Genomic DNA, 14,666 nt, shown 5'->3' with positions numbered 1-14,666 from the left:
CGCGGCCCGCCCCTCGGACTTCCTCCAATTCACCGCCCGGCCCTTGGAGTTCCCCCAGCTCACCCTCCGACCCCCGAAGTTCCAGCCCCGCGCCGCCCGCCCCTCGAAGCCCCTCCACCCCATCGCCCGGCCCCCGAAGCTCCGGCCCCCGAAGTTCGAGCCCCTCGCCACCTGCCCCTCGAAGCCTCTCCACCCCATCGCCCGCCCCCCGAAGCTCCGGCCCCCGAAGTCCCCCCAACTCGCAGCCCTCCCCCTGAAGTTCCCCCACCGAGCCCCCCCACCCCCGACATTCCCCAGCCAAGCCCTCCTGACCCCGCCGACCCCCCTCAACACTCCCCTCGGCACCCCCCTCAACACCCCCCACAAGACACCTCCGCCAACGCCCAAGCGAACCCCTCCGTCGTCAACGGCGCCTGCGCCACCAGATCCCGCCCCTCCAGCAACTCCCCCGCACTCCGCGTCAACGCACTCCCCGTCCCCGCCTCCAGCACCACCCCGGACACCGCCCCCGCCACCGCCTCCCGCAGCGCGTCCGGCAGTCGGGCGGGCTGTACCAGCGCTAACGCCAGCGCCTGCGCGACATCGTCCCCGGGGCGGTACGCCCGCCCCAGCACCGACGAGTACACCGGGAACCGCCCGACCCCCAGCCGCCGCTCCCCGATGGCGGCGGCGAACCGGGCTGCCTCCTCCGCCAGCGAAGGATGATGGCATAGGAACGGCAACCGCAGCCGCGCGAAGGGCAGTTCGAGTTCGGTCAGCCGCAGCTCGGCGGCGGACACGGTGTCGGGCGGCCCGCTGAGTACGACCCGCCGGGCATCGTTGACGCAGGCCAGGGAGAGGTCCGGCAGCGAGAGGGCAGTGAGGACGCGCCCGGGATCAGGCGCCTCCAGCAGGAGCATGCCGCCCGGATGCCCGTACAGCGCCCGCCCGGTGAGACACGCGATCCGCGCCCCCTCGGCCACGTCGAGCAGGCCGGCCGCCGTGCAGGCCGCGATGTCGCCGAAGCTCATGCCGACGGCCCGGTCGGGGCCGAGCCCCGAGCGGCACAGCGCGCGGTGGACGGCGACCGAGCAGCCGTACAGCGCGTACTGCGCCGAGCCGACGACCCCGTCCGCGAGCTGCCGCGAGGACGTCAACTCCCCGGCGAGCAGCCGCTCCAGGACCGGTTCGACCCCGAACTCGGCGGCTACCGGGTCCCCTTCGGCCGCCACCTCCGCGAGCGCCTCCCGCAGCACCGGCTGCACGGCCAGCGTCCGCAGCAGCGGCGCCAGCGTGAAGTCGCCCTGCCCGGCGAAGGCATGAACCACCACCCGAACACTCACCACGGCCTCCTCGGCTCACCGGCTGTCCGGAACCAGACTCAACACGGACCGCCCGGCCACCGGGAGGGCGCACGGCAGCAGATCGGCGCGCACGACAGAACCGGCGACCCCCGAGCTGCCCTCCAAGCAGAACCAGCGGCCCCCTGATCAGAGCCGACGGCCCCTAACAGAGCCAGCAGCCCCCTCAGCAGAGCCAGCAGCCCCCTCAAACAGAACCAGCAGCCCCCCAAGCAGAGCCGGCAGCCCCCTCAACAGAGCCAGCGGCCCCCAAAAAAGCGGGCCCCCAAAAGCCGGAACCCCGCCCCCACACCCCCTCACACCGGCCCCAGAAAACGTATATACGGCCGATCACCCCCACTCACCTCCACCCGCACCCCATAAACCTCCGCCACCAACCCCTCCGTCAACACCTCCCCCGGCACCCCCGCCGCCACCACCCGCCCCCTCTTCAGCACCACCACCCGATCGCAATACATCGCCGCCAGATTCAGATCGTGCAGCGCCACCACCGCCGTCACCCCCAACTCCCTGACCAGCCCCATCAACGCCAGCTGATGCCGGATGTCGAGATGATTCGTCGGCTCGTCCAGCAGCAGCTCACGCGGCCCCTGCGCCAGCGCCCGAGCGATATGCACCCGCTGCCGCTCACCCCCGGACAGCGAATGCCAGGGCCGGCGCGCCTTGTCGGCGAGCCCGGTGCGCTCCAGCGCGGTCCGTACGGCCTCCTCGTCGCCCGGCGCGGCCGGCGCCCAGGCCCGCCGGTGCGGGATGCGGCCGAGGCGTACGACGTCGGCGACCGTCAGTGCGACCTGCGTGTCCGCCTGCTGCTCGACCACCGCGACCCGCTGGGCGACCGTACGGCGGCCCACCTCCGGCAGCGGGCGGCCGTCCAGGGTGACCGAGCCGGTGTCGGGGGCGATCACTCCGGCCAGCAGGCGCAACAGGGTTGATTTTCCTGAGCCGTTGGGGCCCAGCAGGCCGGTCACCCCGCCGGGGTGCGGGGTCAGTTCGACGCCGTCGAGGATCAGCGCGCCCCCGGCGCTCCGGGACACCCCGTCCGCCCGCAGCCCGCTCATCGTGCCCCCCTGCTCCGGTACAGCACCGCCACGAACGCGGGCACCCCGATCAGCGACGTCACCACACCCACCGGGACCTCCTGCGGTTCGAGGACGGTCCGCGCGAGGGTGTCGACCCACACGAGGAAGACGGCCCCGGCAAGGGCCGTCGCCGGCAGCAGGCGGGTGTGGCCGGGGCCGGTGAGCGCGCGGGTGGCGTGCGGCAGGACCAGGCCGACGAAGCCGATCGCGCCGGCCGAACTCACCAGCGCGGCCGTCAGCAGGGCCGTCGTACACAGCAGGATCAGCCGGGTGCGGGTCACCGAGACGCCCAGGGACGTCGCCGCGTCCTGGCCGAAGGCGAACGCGTCGAGGGTGCGGGCCTGGCCGGTGCAGATCAGCAGGGCCGCCGCGAGGACGGCCGCGCCGACGGCGACGTCCGGCCAGCCGGCCCCGCTGAGCGAGCCCAGCAGCCAGAAGAGGATGCCCCGGGTGGTCTCGGCGTCGGCGGCCGTCATGACGATGAACGAGGTCAGCGCCGAGAACAGCTGCATGGCCGCGACCCCGGCGAGCACCACCCGGTCCGTCGTACCGCCGAGGGTGTGGCTGAGCAGCAGCACCAGGCCGAACGACACGACCGCGCCGAGGAACGCGCCCCCCGACACCGACACCAGCCCCCCGCCCGCGCCGAGCACGACCACCATGACCGCGCCCGTCGACGCCCCGGAGGACACCCCGAGGACGAAGGGGTCGGCCAGCGGATTGCGCAGCAGTGACTGCATCACCGCCCCGCACACCGCGAGCCCGGCCCCGCACACCGCCGCGAGCAGCGTGCGCGGCAGCCGCAGATCCCACACGATGCCGTCCCGCAGCGGGCTCAACTCGCTGTGCCCGAACCCGAGATGGGACCCGACCGCCGCCCACACGTCGCTCACGGCGATGTCTGCAGGACCGATGGTGATGGCCAGCGCGACGGACAGCGCCAGTACGACCGTCCCACCGACCCCGAACAGCAGCCCCCGCGCCACCGTCCCCGGCGCCCCCGTCAGCCCCCGAGTCACCGTCCCCGGCGCCCCCGTAAGTCCCCGGCTCACCCCGCGAGACCGTACGCCCGCAGCCCCGCCGCGACCTTCTCGATCCCCTCCACCGTCCGGATCGACGGATTCATGGCCTGCCCCGACAGCAGCACGTACCGCTTCTCCTTCACGGCCGTCATGTTCTTCGTGACCGCGTTCGACTCTAGGAACTCGATCTTCTTCGCGGCCGTCTCCGCGGTCTGCTGCTTGCGCGTGAGGTCGCCGATGACGAGGACGTCCGGGTCGCGGTCGGCGACCGACTCCCAGCCCGCCTGCGGCCACTCCTCCTTGGAGTCCGCGAAGGCGTTGCGCGCCCCCACCTCACGGGTGATGATCCCCGGCGCCCCGCAGCAGCCCGCGAGATACGGCGACTGCGCGTTGGCGAACCAGTACAGCAGGGACACCTTCTCGGCCTTCAGCCCCGAAGTCGCCTTCGCCACCCGGGACTTGAGCGAGGCGACCAGCTCCTGCCCGCGCCTCTCGACGCCGAAGACCTTCGCCAGGTCGGTGATCTCCCGGTAGATCACGTCCAGTTGGAGCGGAGCCGTCCGCGAGCCGTCGCCGTCACCGCTGTTGTCCTTGCCGGTGCAGTCCGAGGGGGACAGGTACGTCGGCACGCCCAGCTTCCCGAACTGCGCGCGCGTGGCGACGCCGCCCTTGCCGAGCGTCGAGGCGAAGGAGGCGGCGACGAAGTCGGGTTCGGTGTCCAGGACCTTCTCGAAGGAGGGCGCGTTGTCCGCGAGCCGGGGCACCTTCGCGTTCTCCTTCTCCAGCCCCTTCTCCACCGGGTCCGTCCAGGTCGCCGTACCCGCCATCCGGTCGGCGAGGCCCAGCGACAGCATGATCTCGGTGGTCCCCTGGTTGAGGGAGACGGCCCGCTTCGGCGGGCTCTTGACGGTGACCCGCTCCCCGCAGTTGGTGAGTGTCACGGCGGCGGAGGAGGCCGCGCTGTCCTTGGCCGGACCGCCGCACGCGGACAGCAGGAAGAGGGCGGCCAGGGTCAGGGCGGCGGGGCGTGCGAGAGGCACAGAGCGTCCTTCGGCGTCGAGGGCTCGTACGCGAAGCCCGGTCGTACGAGGCTCCCCGGGAGGGGGTCGCCAGCAGGTCTTCGGACTCGGGGTCACCCGCGCGAGGCGCCTTCCCGGACCCTCGTCCAGTGGCCGCTGCCCCGCCCGTCACCCTCACCGCTGCGCGTCAGCTCCGGATTCCCACCGGATTCCCTGACCTGTGCGCCACCTGCACGCACACGGGTTCGACTGGCCTGGGCAAGCTACCACACAGGTCTCTCCCGCCCGCCGTGCAGCCAGTTCGTCAGCGCCCACCACCAGTGCAGCGTCCCCGCGCCGTCGGTGAGCGGGGCGCCGGTGATCTGCTGGAGGCGGCCCAGGCGGTAGCGGACGGTGTTGGGGTGGGTGAACAGGGCCGCCGCCGTCTGGTCCAGGCGCCGCCCGTGGTCGAGGAACGTCAGCGCGGTGAGCGCCAGTTGGCGGTGGAAGTCGTCCGCCGGGTCCAGCTCGCCCAGCAGCCGGGCGGTGACGTAGGAGCCCAGCAGCGGCTGTTCCGCCAGCGCGATCTCGGCGGCCAGGTCGGTCAGTTCGTACAGCCCGAGCAGCCCCCGGCGCCGGCCCAGGTCCACCGCCCGTACGCACAGCCGGTACAGCGCGGGCAGATCCGCGAGCGGCGCGGCCGGGGCGACGACGACCAGGGCGCCGGCCTCGATCTGCTCCGCCGCCGGGGGCAGCGCGGCGAGCCCCGCGACATGGCCGTCCAGGTGAGCGGCCGGGATGCCGGTGAGGGAGGTGACACGGCCGTCGAGGTGGGCCGACGTGAGGGAGGTGACATGCCCGTCCGCGTGGGCCGGCGGGACGGCCGGCGGGACGCCCGCGCCCACGGCGGCCAGGCAGTGGTAGCGGCCGTCCGGCCCGGGGCGGATCCCCGCGCGCGCCAGCTCCCCGGCGGGCGGGGCCGCGCCGCCCAGCAGCACCTGCCGCAGCAGCCGGGCCCGGGCGGCGCCCGTACCGCGCGGGGTCTCCCGCTCGGCGGCCCGGTAGCCGTTCACGACATGCCGTTCCACGGCGTCGCCGTACTCCTTCAGCCGCAGGACGGCGCCCAGGACCGCCCGGTCCGGGACGCCCGCCGCGTGGCAGCGGTCCATCGTGATCTCGACCGCGCGCGTCAGCGCCGCCTGCACGCCGCGCAGGACGACGGTCATGGGGACGCCCTGCGCCGCGCGGTCGGCGCCGAGGAGGAGGGCGGCGGTGAAGTCCTGTTCCTCCAGGGCGCCGGGGCGCTGCGGCCCGGCGAACCAGGCGCCCGCCGCGCGGACCAGCGCGTCCGTGTGCGAGCGGGTCTCCGCCTCGGCGAGCCGGGCGAGGCCGGGGGAGCGGGTACGGGCGGCCACGGCCAGCTCGCCGCACACCTCGGTGTCGACGGCGATCGCGCACAGGATGCCGGCGACCGGTTCCGGTCCCTGGAGGACGGTCACGGCTCCCTCCCTTCCCGTCGGCGCTGTGTCCGGGCCACAACGGGGGCGGGTCCGCGTTGCCGTCCGGCCACTACCGCACTGAGATGACGACCTGGTTTCCTGGGTGCTACTCACGGTAACAAGCCAGCTCGCACAGCAACACCCTCCGTACCCCGCACGTCTTTCGCCCCCTTTCCGGAAGGCAGCCCATGGAGAACCTCACAGGAACGCCCGGCGCGGGGATATCCCGCCGCCACGCCCTCACCGCCGCCGGCGGTGCCCTCGCCGGCGCCGCCCTCGCCCAGTCCCTCGCGGGCGCCCCGGCGTTCGCGGCGGCGGCGCAGGACGCGGACGCGATCGTCGTCGGGCACGGCCTCGCCGGACTCGTCGCCACCGCCGAACTCGCCGCCGCCGGACGCCGCGTGCTCCTGCTCGACCAGGAGCCCGAGGCGAGCCTCGGCGGGCAGGCGTTCTGGTCCTTCGGCGGGCTGTTCTTCGTCGACTCCGACGAACAGCGCCTGATGGGCATCAAGGACAGCCGCGACCTCGCCTGGCAGGACTGGCTGGGCACGGCCGGCTTCGACCGGGGCACCGACGACCCGGCGGGGCAGGACTACTGGGCCTACAAGTGGGCCGAGGCGTACGTGGACTTCGCGTCCGGCGAGAAGCGGTCCTGGCTCTCCGGGCTCGGCGTCCAGTGGTTCCCGATCGTCGGCTGGGCCGAGCGCGGCGGCGGCCTCGCCACCGGCCACGGCAACTCCGTACCCCGCTTCCACGTCACCTGGGGCACCGGCCCCGCCGTCATGGAACCGTTCGAGAAGAAGGTCCGCGCGGCCGTCGCCGCCGGCAAGGTCACCTTCAGGTTCCGGCACCGGGTGGACGAGCTGATCGTCACCAACGGCGCCGTGACCGGCGTGCGCGGAGCCCTCCTCGAACCCTCCAACGCCGCCCGGGGCACGCCGAGTTCGCGTACGGTCGTCGGCGACTTCGCACTGCGCGCGCCCGTCGTCCTCGTCACCTCCGGCGGCATCGGCGCCAACCACGACCTCGTACGGCAGAACTGGCCGGCCCGGCTGGGGACGCCGCCCGCGTTCATGGTCACCGGGGTGCCCGCGCACGTCGACGGGCGGATGCTCGGGATCACGCAGAAGGCGGGCGGGCGGATCGTCAACCCCGACCGCATGTGGCACTACACCGAGGGCCTGCGCAACTACGCGCCCATCTGGCCGGGGCACGGCATCCGCATCCTGCCCGGCCCGTCCTCCATGTGGTTCGACGCGACCGGCCGCCGCTTCGACACCCCCGACATCCCGGGCTACGACACCCTCCACACCCTCAAGTCGATCACCGGCTCAGGACACGACTACTCCTGGTTCGTCACCACCCAGAAGATCCTCGCGAAGGAGTTCGCGCTCTCGGGCTCCGAGCAGAACCCGGACCTCACGAACAAGGACATCTGGAAGCTGCTCTCCCGGATCTGGCAGTCCCCGGAGCCGATCGAGAGGTTCAAGGAGAAGGGCGCGGACTTCGTGGTCGCCAAGACCCTCCCCGAACTCGTCGCCGGAATGAACAAGTTGACCGGGGACAACCTCATCGACCTCGCCGATCTGCGACGCCAGATCGTCGCCCGCGACCGCGAGATCGACAACCCGTACACCAAGGACGTCCAGGTGATGGGCATCCGCAACGCCCTCAGCTACCCCGGCGACAGCCTGAGCCGGACGGCGTCGGCGCACAAGATCCTGGATCCGGCGGCCGGTCCGCTGATCGCCGTGCACCTGAACATCCTGACCCGCAAGACGCTGGGCGGACTCCAGACGGACCTGACGGGACGGGTGTTGGGGGCGGACGGCAGTCCGGTGCCGGGGCTGTACGCGGCCGGCGAGGTGGCCGGCTTCGGGGGCGGCGGCGTCCACGGCTACCGCTCGCTGGAGGGGACGTTCCTCGGCGGCTGCCTCTTCTCGGGGCGGCAGGCGGGGAGGGCGGCCGCGGCGGCGACGGCGAGCTGACGTCCGGGTGAGCTGATGTCTAGGGGGCCGGCTCCTGCGCCGTCCGGCGCGGCCAGGGGCGGCCCCCGATCTTTTCGATCCCGTAGTTGAAGCGCTGCAAGTACCCGGCGAACGCCTCGATGTCGGCGTCCGACCAGTCCTCCATGACCTGCCCCAGCACCTCGACGATGCCCTCGCGCTCCTGGTCGAGCAGGCGTGAACCCTGTTGCGTGAGGCGGAACTTGCGGGCCATGCCGCCGGCCGGGTCGGGGATGCGCTCCAGGAGGCCGGCCCGCATCGCCGCCGCCGTCTGGCGGTTGAGAGTGGAGGCGTCCAGGCCGAAGGCGTCACTCAACTCGCCGATGGACATGGGCCCTTGCATCCGGATGCGGCTGAGCAGGATGTACGCGCTGCGCTCCATCACGCCGTCATTGCGCCGCCCGCCCCGCTTGCTCATGAACGAGTGCCTGCTGAGCAGCATCTGCTCGTACTCGACCCGGTGCGTCGGCGTTTCCATGCGTCTCCTGTTGTCGGTGGGCGCCGTCCCATCGTGACACACCCCCGTCCTGGCTGTGCGGCTGGCACATAATGTGCGCGATACATGGGTCATGTACGATGCACGTCCTTCACTTTGTAAAGCAAATACACAGAAAGAGGAGCCATGGACGCCCCTCAGCCCGCGGCCCGTTCGGGCGCCGTGGTCGCCACACTCGCCTTCGCGGGTACCACCGCCGCGATCATGCAGACGCTGGTCACACCGCTCATCGCCGAGCTGCCGAAGATCCTCGACACCACGTCGTCCAACGCCGCCTGGGTGATCACCGTCACCCTGCTGGTCTCCGCGGTGTGCGTGCCCGTCGTCGGCCGCCTCGGCGACCTCGTGGGCAAGCGCACCATGCTGCTCGCCTGCTCGGTCCCGCTCATCGTCGGCTCGGTGGTGTGCGCGCTCGCCTCCGACGTCGTCACGATGATCGTCGGGCGCGGGCTCCAGGGCATGGGCATGGGCATGGTCCCGCTCGGCATCGCGCTGCTGCGCGACGTCGTGCCCACCGAGAAGCTCAGCGGTTCGATAGCCCTGGTCAGCGCCTCCATGGGGATCGGCGGCGCCATCGGGCTGCCGATCGCCGCCGCCGTCGCCGAGTACGCCAGCTGGCGCGCCCTCTTCTGGGGCTCCGCCGCGCTCGCCGGCGCCGTCGCCGTACTCGTCTGGTTCATCGTCCCGAGCGTTCCCGCCGGTGCCAAGGGGCAGCGGTTCGACGCGGCCGGGGCGGTCGGGCTCGGCGTGGGTCTCGTCTCGCTGCTGCTCGCCGTCTCCAAGGGCGGTGACTGGGGCTGGGGTTCGGGTTCGGTGCTGGGGCTGTTCGCCGCCGCGCTCATCGCGTTCCTCGGCTGGGGCTTCTGGGAGCTGCGCACCACCGACCCGCTGGTCGACCTGCGCACGACCGCCCGCCCGCGCGTCCTGCTCACCAACCTCGCCTCCGTCTTCATCGGCTTCGGCATGTACGCGAGCATGCTCGTCCTGCCGCAGCTGCTCCAGTACCCGAAGGAGACCGGTTACGGCCTCGGCCAGTCGATGCTGGCGACCGGTCTGTGGATGGCGCCCGGTGGCGTGATGATGATGCTGATCTCGCCGCTCGGCGGAAAGCTCACCAACGCCCGCGGCCCCAAGTTCACCCTCGTCTGCGGCGCCCTCGTGCTGGCCGCCGGCTACGGCGTCGCCCTCGCGCTCATGGGCTCCGCGTGGGGTCTGATGCTCACCACCATCGTCTCCAGCAGCGGCGTCGGCCTTGCCTACGGCGCGATGCCCGCGCTCATCATGGGCTCCGTCCCGGCGGCGGAGACGGCCGCCGCGAACGGCTTCAACACCCTGATGCGCTCCCTGGGCACCTCCATCGGCTCCGCCGTCATCGGCGTGATCCTCTCCCAGATGACCGTCTCCATGGGCGGCTACAGCTTCGCCTCCGAGAACGGCTTCCGCACGGCCCTCGCGATCGGCGGCGTCCTCGCCCTCGTCTCCGCCGCCATCGCGGCCGTCATCCCGGCGGCCAAGGCGCGGCCGGGCCAGGAGCCCGAGGCGGCCCCGGCCCCCGCCGAGGCGGAAGGCGCCCGCGCCTGACGCGGAACCGGACCCAAAGGGGCGTCGGCCATCGGGCCGACGCCCCTTTCCGTGTGGAATGTCAGCCCTTGTTTACCTGAGCGGGATGGAAAAGAATCAGCCACTCGTACGACGATGGCTGATCCCCCCACTCAGGCACCAGGAGCACACCCCCCGTGAACGTCAACCTCACCGTCTGGCTGGTGACCGTGGCCGCCCTGTGCGTCCTGGTCGCCGTCGACTTCCTCATCGGCCGCACACCCCACGAGGTCTCCCTGAAGGAGGCCGGGACCTGGACGGTCGTCTGGGTGGCGCTCGCCGCGCTGTTCGGCGCCGGGGTGTGGCTGTACGGGGGCGGGGGGCCGGCCGGTGAGTTCTTCGCCGGATACATCACCGAGAAGTCGCTGAGCGTCGACAACCTCTTCGTCTTCGTCCTGATCATGGGCAAGTTCGCGGTGCCTCCGAAGTACCAGCAGCGCGTCCTGATGGTCGGCGTCCTGGTCGCGCTCGTCCTGCGGGCCGGCTTCATCGCGGCCGGCGCGGCCATCATCTCGGCGTTCTCCTGGGTCTTCTACATCTTCGGCGCCTTCCTGATCTGGACCGCCTGGAAGCTGATCCAGGACGCCCGCAAGGGCGGGCACGGCGAGGACGAGTACGAGGAGAGCAAGCTGCTCAAGACGGTCGAGGAGCGCTTCGGGGTCGCCGACCGCTACCACGGCACCAAGCTGTGGATCGAGGAGAACGGCAAGCGGGTCATGACCCCGATGCTGGTCGTGATGCTCGCGATCGGCTCCACGGACATCCTCTTCGCCCTCGACTCGATCCCCGCGATCTACGGCCTCACCGACGACCCGTACATCGTCTTCACCGCCAACGCCTTCGCCTTGATGGGCCTGCGCCAGCTGTACTTCCTCATCGGCGGCCTGCTCAAGCGGCTCGTGCACCTCAGCTACGGACTGTCGGTCATCCTCGGGTTCATCGGCGTGAAGCTCTTCCTGCACGCCCTGCACGAGTCCGGCGTCCACGTCCCCCAGATCGGCATCCCGTTCTCCCTCGGCTTCATCGTCCTGGTCCTCGCGGTGACGACGTTCACCAGCCTGCGGGCGTCGGGCAAGGCGGACGCGTAAGGGCCCGTACGGCCCAACTCCCTTGACTTCGAGAGCGCTCCAGCGCCTAGCGTCCGTCACATCGAACGAGCGGAGACGGACATGCGTGTCGGTGTACACCTCAACCGGTTCGACCACCCCAGGGGCCCCGCCGGGCTCCGCGACGAGCTGGCCGCCGCCGGCAGAGCCGCGGAGGCGGCCGGGGTGAGCCGGCTGTCGGTGATGGACCACTACTTCCAGATGGAGTTCAACGGCGGCGCCGAGGAACCCATGCTGGAGGCCTATACGACCCTCGCCTACCTGGCGGCCCACACCTCCACCGTGCGCCTCGGCGCGCTGGTGACCGGCGTGACCTACCGCCACCCGGGCCTGCTCGCGAAGATCGCGACCACCTTGGACGTCCTGTCCGGCGGCCGGGCCTGGCTGGGCATCGGAGCGGCCTGGTACGACCGCGAGCACGAAGGGCTCGGCGTGCCGTACCCGCCGGTCGCCGAGCGGTTCGAGCGGCTGGAGGAGACCTTGCGGATCTGCCTCCAGATGTGGGACCCGGAGAACAACGGCCCCTTCGAGGGCGCCCACTACCGGCTGGCCGAGGCCCTCAACGTGCCCGCGCCGGTCAGCGCCCCGCACCCGGAGATCCTCATCGGCGGCGAGGGCGAGAAGAAGACCCTGCGGCTCGTCGCGCAGTACGCCGGCGCCTGCAACCTCTTCGCCTCCTCCCCGGAGTCCGTCCGGCACAAGCTGGACGTGCTGCGCGGGCACTGCGAGCGGGAGGGCCGGGACTACGACGCGATCACGAAGACGATCACGTACATGGGCGAGGCCGCGAGCGCCGGTGACGTGGACGCGTTCCTCGGCGAGATCGCCGGGTACGGCAAGCTCGGCATCGAGACGGTGATCATCGGACCCCGGATCGGGCCGGCCGCCGGGTGGATCGAGAGCTTCGCCGGAAACGTGGCGCCGCGGCTGGCGGAGCTGGACTGAGACATCGGGCATGACGAAAGGGCCGGAGCTGAACAGCTCCGGCCCTCTTCGCTCCCGTACGGGTCAGGCGGCGACGGTCTCGCCCGCGTGGCCGTGCAGGCGCTCGACGACCTCGGTCAGCTGGCCCACGACCTCGGCGTCGTCGGACGGGTGGGTCTCGGCGAAGCGGGTCAGGGAGCCGGGGATCGACAGCTTGACGTCCTCCAGGACCTTGCCGCCCGCGATGCCGACGGCCTTGCGGGTCTCGTCCTGCGCCCACACGCCGCCGAACTGGCCGAACGCGGTGCCGACGACGGCGACCGGCTTGCCGCCGAAGGCGCCGGCGCCGTAGGGGCGCGACAGCCAGTCGATGGCGTTCTTCAGGACGGCCGGGATCGTGCCGTTGTACTCGGGGACGAAGAGGAGGAAGGCGTCGGCGCCCTGGGCGGCGGCGCGCAGCTCGGCGGCGGCGGCCGGGACGCTGCCCTCCACGTCGACGTCCTCGTTGTAGAACGGGATGTCGCCCAGTCCTTCGTGGAGGACGACCTCGGCACCCTCGGGGGCGACCTTGACGGCGGCCTCGGCGAGCTGGCGGTTGGTCGAGCCGGAGCGAAGGCTGCCGACGAGGGCGAGGATACGAACAGACATGGGGAACTCCAGAAGTGCTGAAACAGAGCCGTAACGATCCGGACCGAGGTCCGTTTAACTTTCTACCACCCTAAGCGGACCACGGTCCAGTTTCATTCCCGGTGCTTTACGCTGAGTTCATGTCCGCGAGCCTGCCGCCCTTCCACCTGCCGGAAAGCACCGCCGAAACCCCCTTCGGCCAGCCCGAGCTGCTCCAGCTCGGCGCCGGCCAGGACGAGCCCTGCCTGCGGGCGGACGCCGCGCGCAACCGCGCCCGGCTGCTGGACGCCGCCGCCCGCCTGGTCGCCGAGCACGGCGCCGCGGCGGTCACCATGGAGGCCGTCGCGGCGGCGGCCGACGTCGGCAAAGGCACCGTCTTCCGCCGCTTCGGCGACCGCACGGGCCTGCTCGCCGCCCTCCTCGACCACTCCGAGCGCAAGTTCCAGGCCGCCTTCCTCGCCGGACCCCCGCCGCTCGGCCCCGGCGCGCCCCCCGCCGAACGGCTGCGCGCCTTCGGCCACGCCCTGCTGCGCCGCACCGCCGACGAACTCGAACTCCAGCTGGCCGCCGTCCCCGGACCCGAGCGCCGGCACGCCTTCCCGGCCCGCCGCGTCCTGCACGGCCACGTGGTCCTCCTGCTGCGCCAGGCCGTCCCCGCCGCCGACCACGAACTCCTCGCCCACACCCTCATGGGCTGCCTCGACCCCTCCCTGGTCCACCACATGACCCGCCAGTGCGGGGCGCCGCTGGAACGGCTGGAAGCCGGGTGGAGCGACCTCGTCGAGAGAGTGACCGGCGCTCAAACGGTCTGACCGGAACGCCCGTTGCCGAGGCGGCGCGCACTCCCCTCACCCGCCTGAAGATCCGTTCACAGGATCTGCCAAGATGCGTGACGTCATGGTGCAGATACCGAACACGCCCGCGCCGACGAAACCGCCGGTGTCGCGTCCCGTGCCCACCAGCGCCGACGTCGCCCGCCACGCCGGGGTCTCCCGGGCGACCGTCTCCTACGTGCTGAACAACACCAGCGCCGTCCGGATCAGCGAGGCCACCCGCCGCCGCGTCCAGGAGTCGGCGCGCGAACTCGGCTACGTCCCGCACGCCGGCGCCCGCAGCCTGCGCGCGGGCCACAGCAGACTCGTCCTGATGCCCGCCCCGAGCGTCCCCGCGGGCCCCCTCTACAGCGCCTTCGTGCACGACTTCCAGCAGGCCGTCAGCCACCTCGACTACACGGTCGTCCAGTACGGCGCCAGCGTCCTCGACGGCGCCGACGCCGTACGCGCCTGGGCCGAGCTGCGGCCCGTCGGGGTGCTGGTGCCGGGGACCGCGATCGGCGCCGAAGGGGTGGCCGTGCTGAAGCGCTCCGGGGCGCGGGCCGTCGTCGTCATGAGCGACCGGCCCGTCGCCGGGGCGCTGACGCTGACGCTCGACCACCGCATCGTGGGCCGGCTCGCCGCCCGGCATCTGTACGAGCGCGGCAGACGCCGGATCGGGGTCGTCGTCCCCCTGGAACCCGGGATGGACGCGTTCTCCCTGCCCCGGCTCGCCGGAGTCCGCGAGGAGCTGGCCGGCACCGGCGTGTCCGTCACCGAGCTGCCGATCACCCTCACCGAGGACGCGGCCACGCAACTCGTCGAGCACTGGCCGGAGTTGGGGCTCGACGGGGTGTTCGCCTACAACGACGAGTACGCCATGCTGCTGATGCGCGCCCTCCAGGACCGGGGTGTACGCGTCCCCGAGGACACCGCGCTCGTCGGCGCCGACGACCTCCTCCTCGGCCGGCTGCTGCGCCCCCGCCTCACCACCGTCTCCCTCCGCCTCCCCGCGGGACACGACCTCGCCGCCCTGATGGACCGCGCGGTCCGGACGCCGTGCGGCTTCACGGGAGGCTCCCATGACACGCTCGGCATCGAGCTGATCCCGAGGGAGTCGAGCTGACACCGGTTCCGAGGGAGTTGAGCTGACACTGC

13 protein-coding genes and 1 riboswitch are annotated in these 14,666 nt (G+C 72.2%); of the genes, 6 read left to right on the top strand and 7 right to left on the bottom strand.

The genetic code is table 11. From position 1 onward, the window contains the following. Nucleotides 1–350: 350 nt before the first annotated feature. From ACYUD3_RS12245 to ACYUD3_RS12225, 5 genes are all read right to left on the bottom strand, one after another. Nucleotides 351–1,322 (bottom strand): acyltransferase domain-containing protein, encoded by a 972-nt coding sequence (locus ACYUD3_RS12245; protein ID WP_470967963.1) that lies wholly within the window; start codon nucleotides 1,320–1,322, stop codon nucleotides 351–353. 314 nt (nucleotides 1,323–1,636) lie between these two features. After that, nucleotides 1,637–2,398 (bottom strand): ABC transporter ATP-binding protein, encoded by a 762-nt coding sequence (locus ACYUD3_RS12240; RefSeq protein ID WP_470967960.1) that lies wholly within the window; start codon nucleotides 2,396–2,398, stop codon nucleotides 1,637–1,639. Further along, nucleotides 2,395–3,438: a FecCD family ABC transporter permease gene (locus tag ACYUD3_RS12235; protein WP_470968504.1), complete on the bottom strand. Its 1,044-nt coding sequence runs from the start codon at nucleotides 3,436–3,438 to the stop codon at nucleotides 2,395–2,397. The genes ACYUD3_RS12240 and ACYUD3_RS12235 overlap by 4 nt, the downstream gene beginning before the upstream one ends. Before the next feature lie 29 nt (nucleotides 3,439–3,467). Then, a complete protein-coding gene (locus ACYUD3_RS12230) occupies nucleotides 3,468–4,481 on the bottom strand; it encodes an ABC transporter substrate-binding protein (RefSeq protein WP_470967958.1) in 1,014 nt (337 codons plus the stop codon). Between the two features lie 72 nt (nucleotides 4,482–4,553). Then, nucleotides 4,554–4,701, bottom strand: a riboswitch (cobalamin riboswitch). Nucleotides 4,702–4,723: 22 nt separating this feature from the next. Further along, nucleotides 4,724–5,938, bottom strand: coding sequence for a PucR family transcriptional regulator (locus ACYUD3_RS12225; RefSeq protein WP_470967955.1), 1,215 nt, complete (start codon nucleotides 5,936–5,938; stop codon nucleotides 4,724–4,726). Between the two features lie 188 nt (nucleotides 5,939–6,126). Between ACYUD3_RS12225 and ACYUD3_RS12220 the strand changes: the two genes are divergently transcribed. Continuing rightward, nucleotides 6,127–7,926: an FAD-binding dehydrogenase gene (locus tag ACYUD3_RS12220; protein ID WP_470967952.1), complete on the top strand. Its 1,800-nt coding sequence runs from the start codon at nucleotides 6,127–6,129 to the stop codon at nucleotides 7,924–7,926. Between the two features lie 19 nt (nucleotides 7,927–7,945). Here the strand turns inward: ACYUD3_RS12220 and ACYUD3_RS12215 are convergent, their stop codons facing one another. Next, nucleotides 7,946–8,422 (bottom strand): MarR family winged helix-turn-helix transcriptional regulator, encoded by a 477-nt coding sequence (locus ACYUD3_RS12215; RefSeq protein ID WP_470967950.1) that lies wholly within the window; start codon nucleotides 8,420–8,422, stop codon nucleotides 7,946–7,948. Between the two features lie 144 nt (nucleotides 8,423–8,566). On the opposite strand from ACYUD3_RS12215, the gene ACYUD3_RS12210 reads away from it, so the two are divergent. The 3 genes from ACYUD3_RS12210 (at nucleotide 8,567) to ACYUD3_RS12200 (ending at nucleotide 12,090) form a co-directional block, all read left to right on the top strand. Beyond that, entirely contained in the window at nucleotides 8,567–10,021 is a 1,455-nt protein-coding gene (locus tag ACYUD3_RS12210) for an MFS transporter (protein WP_470967948.1), read from the top strand. 155 nt (nucleotides 10,022–10,176) lie between these two features. Then, a complete protein-coding gene (locus ACYUD3_RS12205; RefSeq protein WP_470967945.1) occupies nucleotides 10,177–11,127 on the top strand; it encodes a TerC family protein in 951 nt (316 codons plus the stop codon). Between the two features lie 81 nt (nucleotides 11,128–11,208). Next, the gene (locus ACYUD3_RS12200) at nucleotides 11,209–12,090 is read left to right on the top strand and encodes an LLM class F420-dependent oxidoreductase (protein ID WP_470967943.1); all 882 of its coding nucleotides are present in this window, start codon (nucleotides 11,209–11,211) and stop codon (nucleotides 12,088–12,090) included. A 63-nt stretch (nucleotides 12,091–12,153) separates the two neighbouring features. On the opposite strand, the gene ACYUD3_RS12195 is transcribed toward ACYUD3_RS12200, so the two are convergent. Further along, the gene (locus tag ACYUD3_RS12195; RefSeq protein ID WP_470967941.1) at nucleotides 12,154–12,717 is read right to left on the bottom strand and encodes an NAD(P)H-dependent oxidoreductase; all 564 of its coding nucleotides are present in this window, start codon (nucleotides 12,715–12,717) and stop codon (nucleotides 12,154–12,156) included. A gap of 119 nt (nucleotides 12,718–12,836) precedes the next feature. On the opposite strand from ACYUD3_RS12195, the gene ACYUD3_RS12190 reads away from it, so the two are divergent. Then, on the top strand, nucleotides 12,837–13,508 hold the full coding sequence (locus tag ACYUD3_RS12190; RefSeq protein WP_470967939.1) for a TetR/AcrR family transcriptional regulator: 672 nt from the start codon (nucleotides 12,837–12,839) through the stop codon (nucleotides 13,506–13,508). 73 nt (nucleotides 13,509–13,581) lie between these two features. After that, nucleotides 13,582–14,634: a LacI family DNA-binding transcriptional regulator gene (locus ACYUD3_RS12185; RefSeq protein WP_470967937.1), complete on the top strand. Its 1,053-nt coding sequence runs from the start codon at nucleotides 13,582–13,584 to the stop codon at nucleotides 14,632–14,634. The last annotated feature ends 32 nt before the right edge of the window (nucleotides 14,635–14,666 follow it).

The organism is Streptomyces sp. AMJ-169 (assembly GCF_055597585.1).
This window is presented reverse-complemented; position numbering and strand designations above follow the sequence as displayed.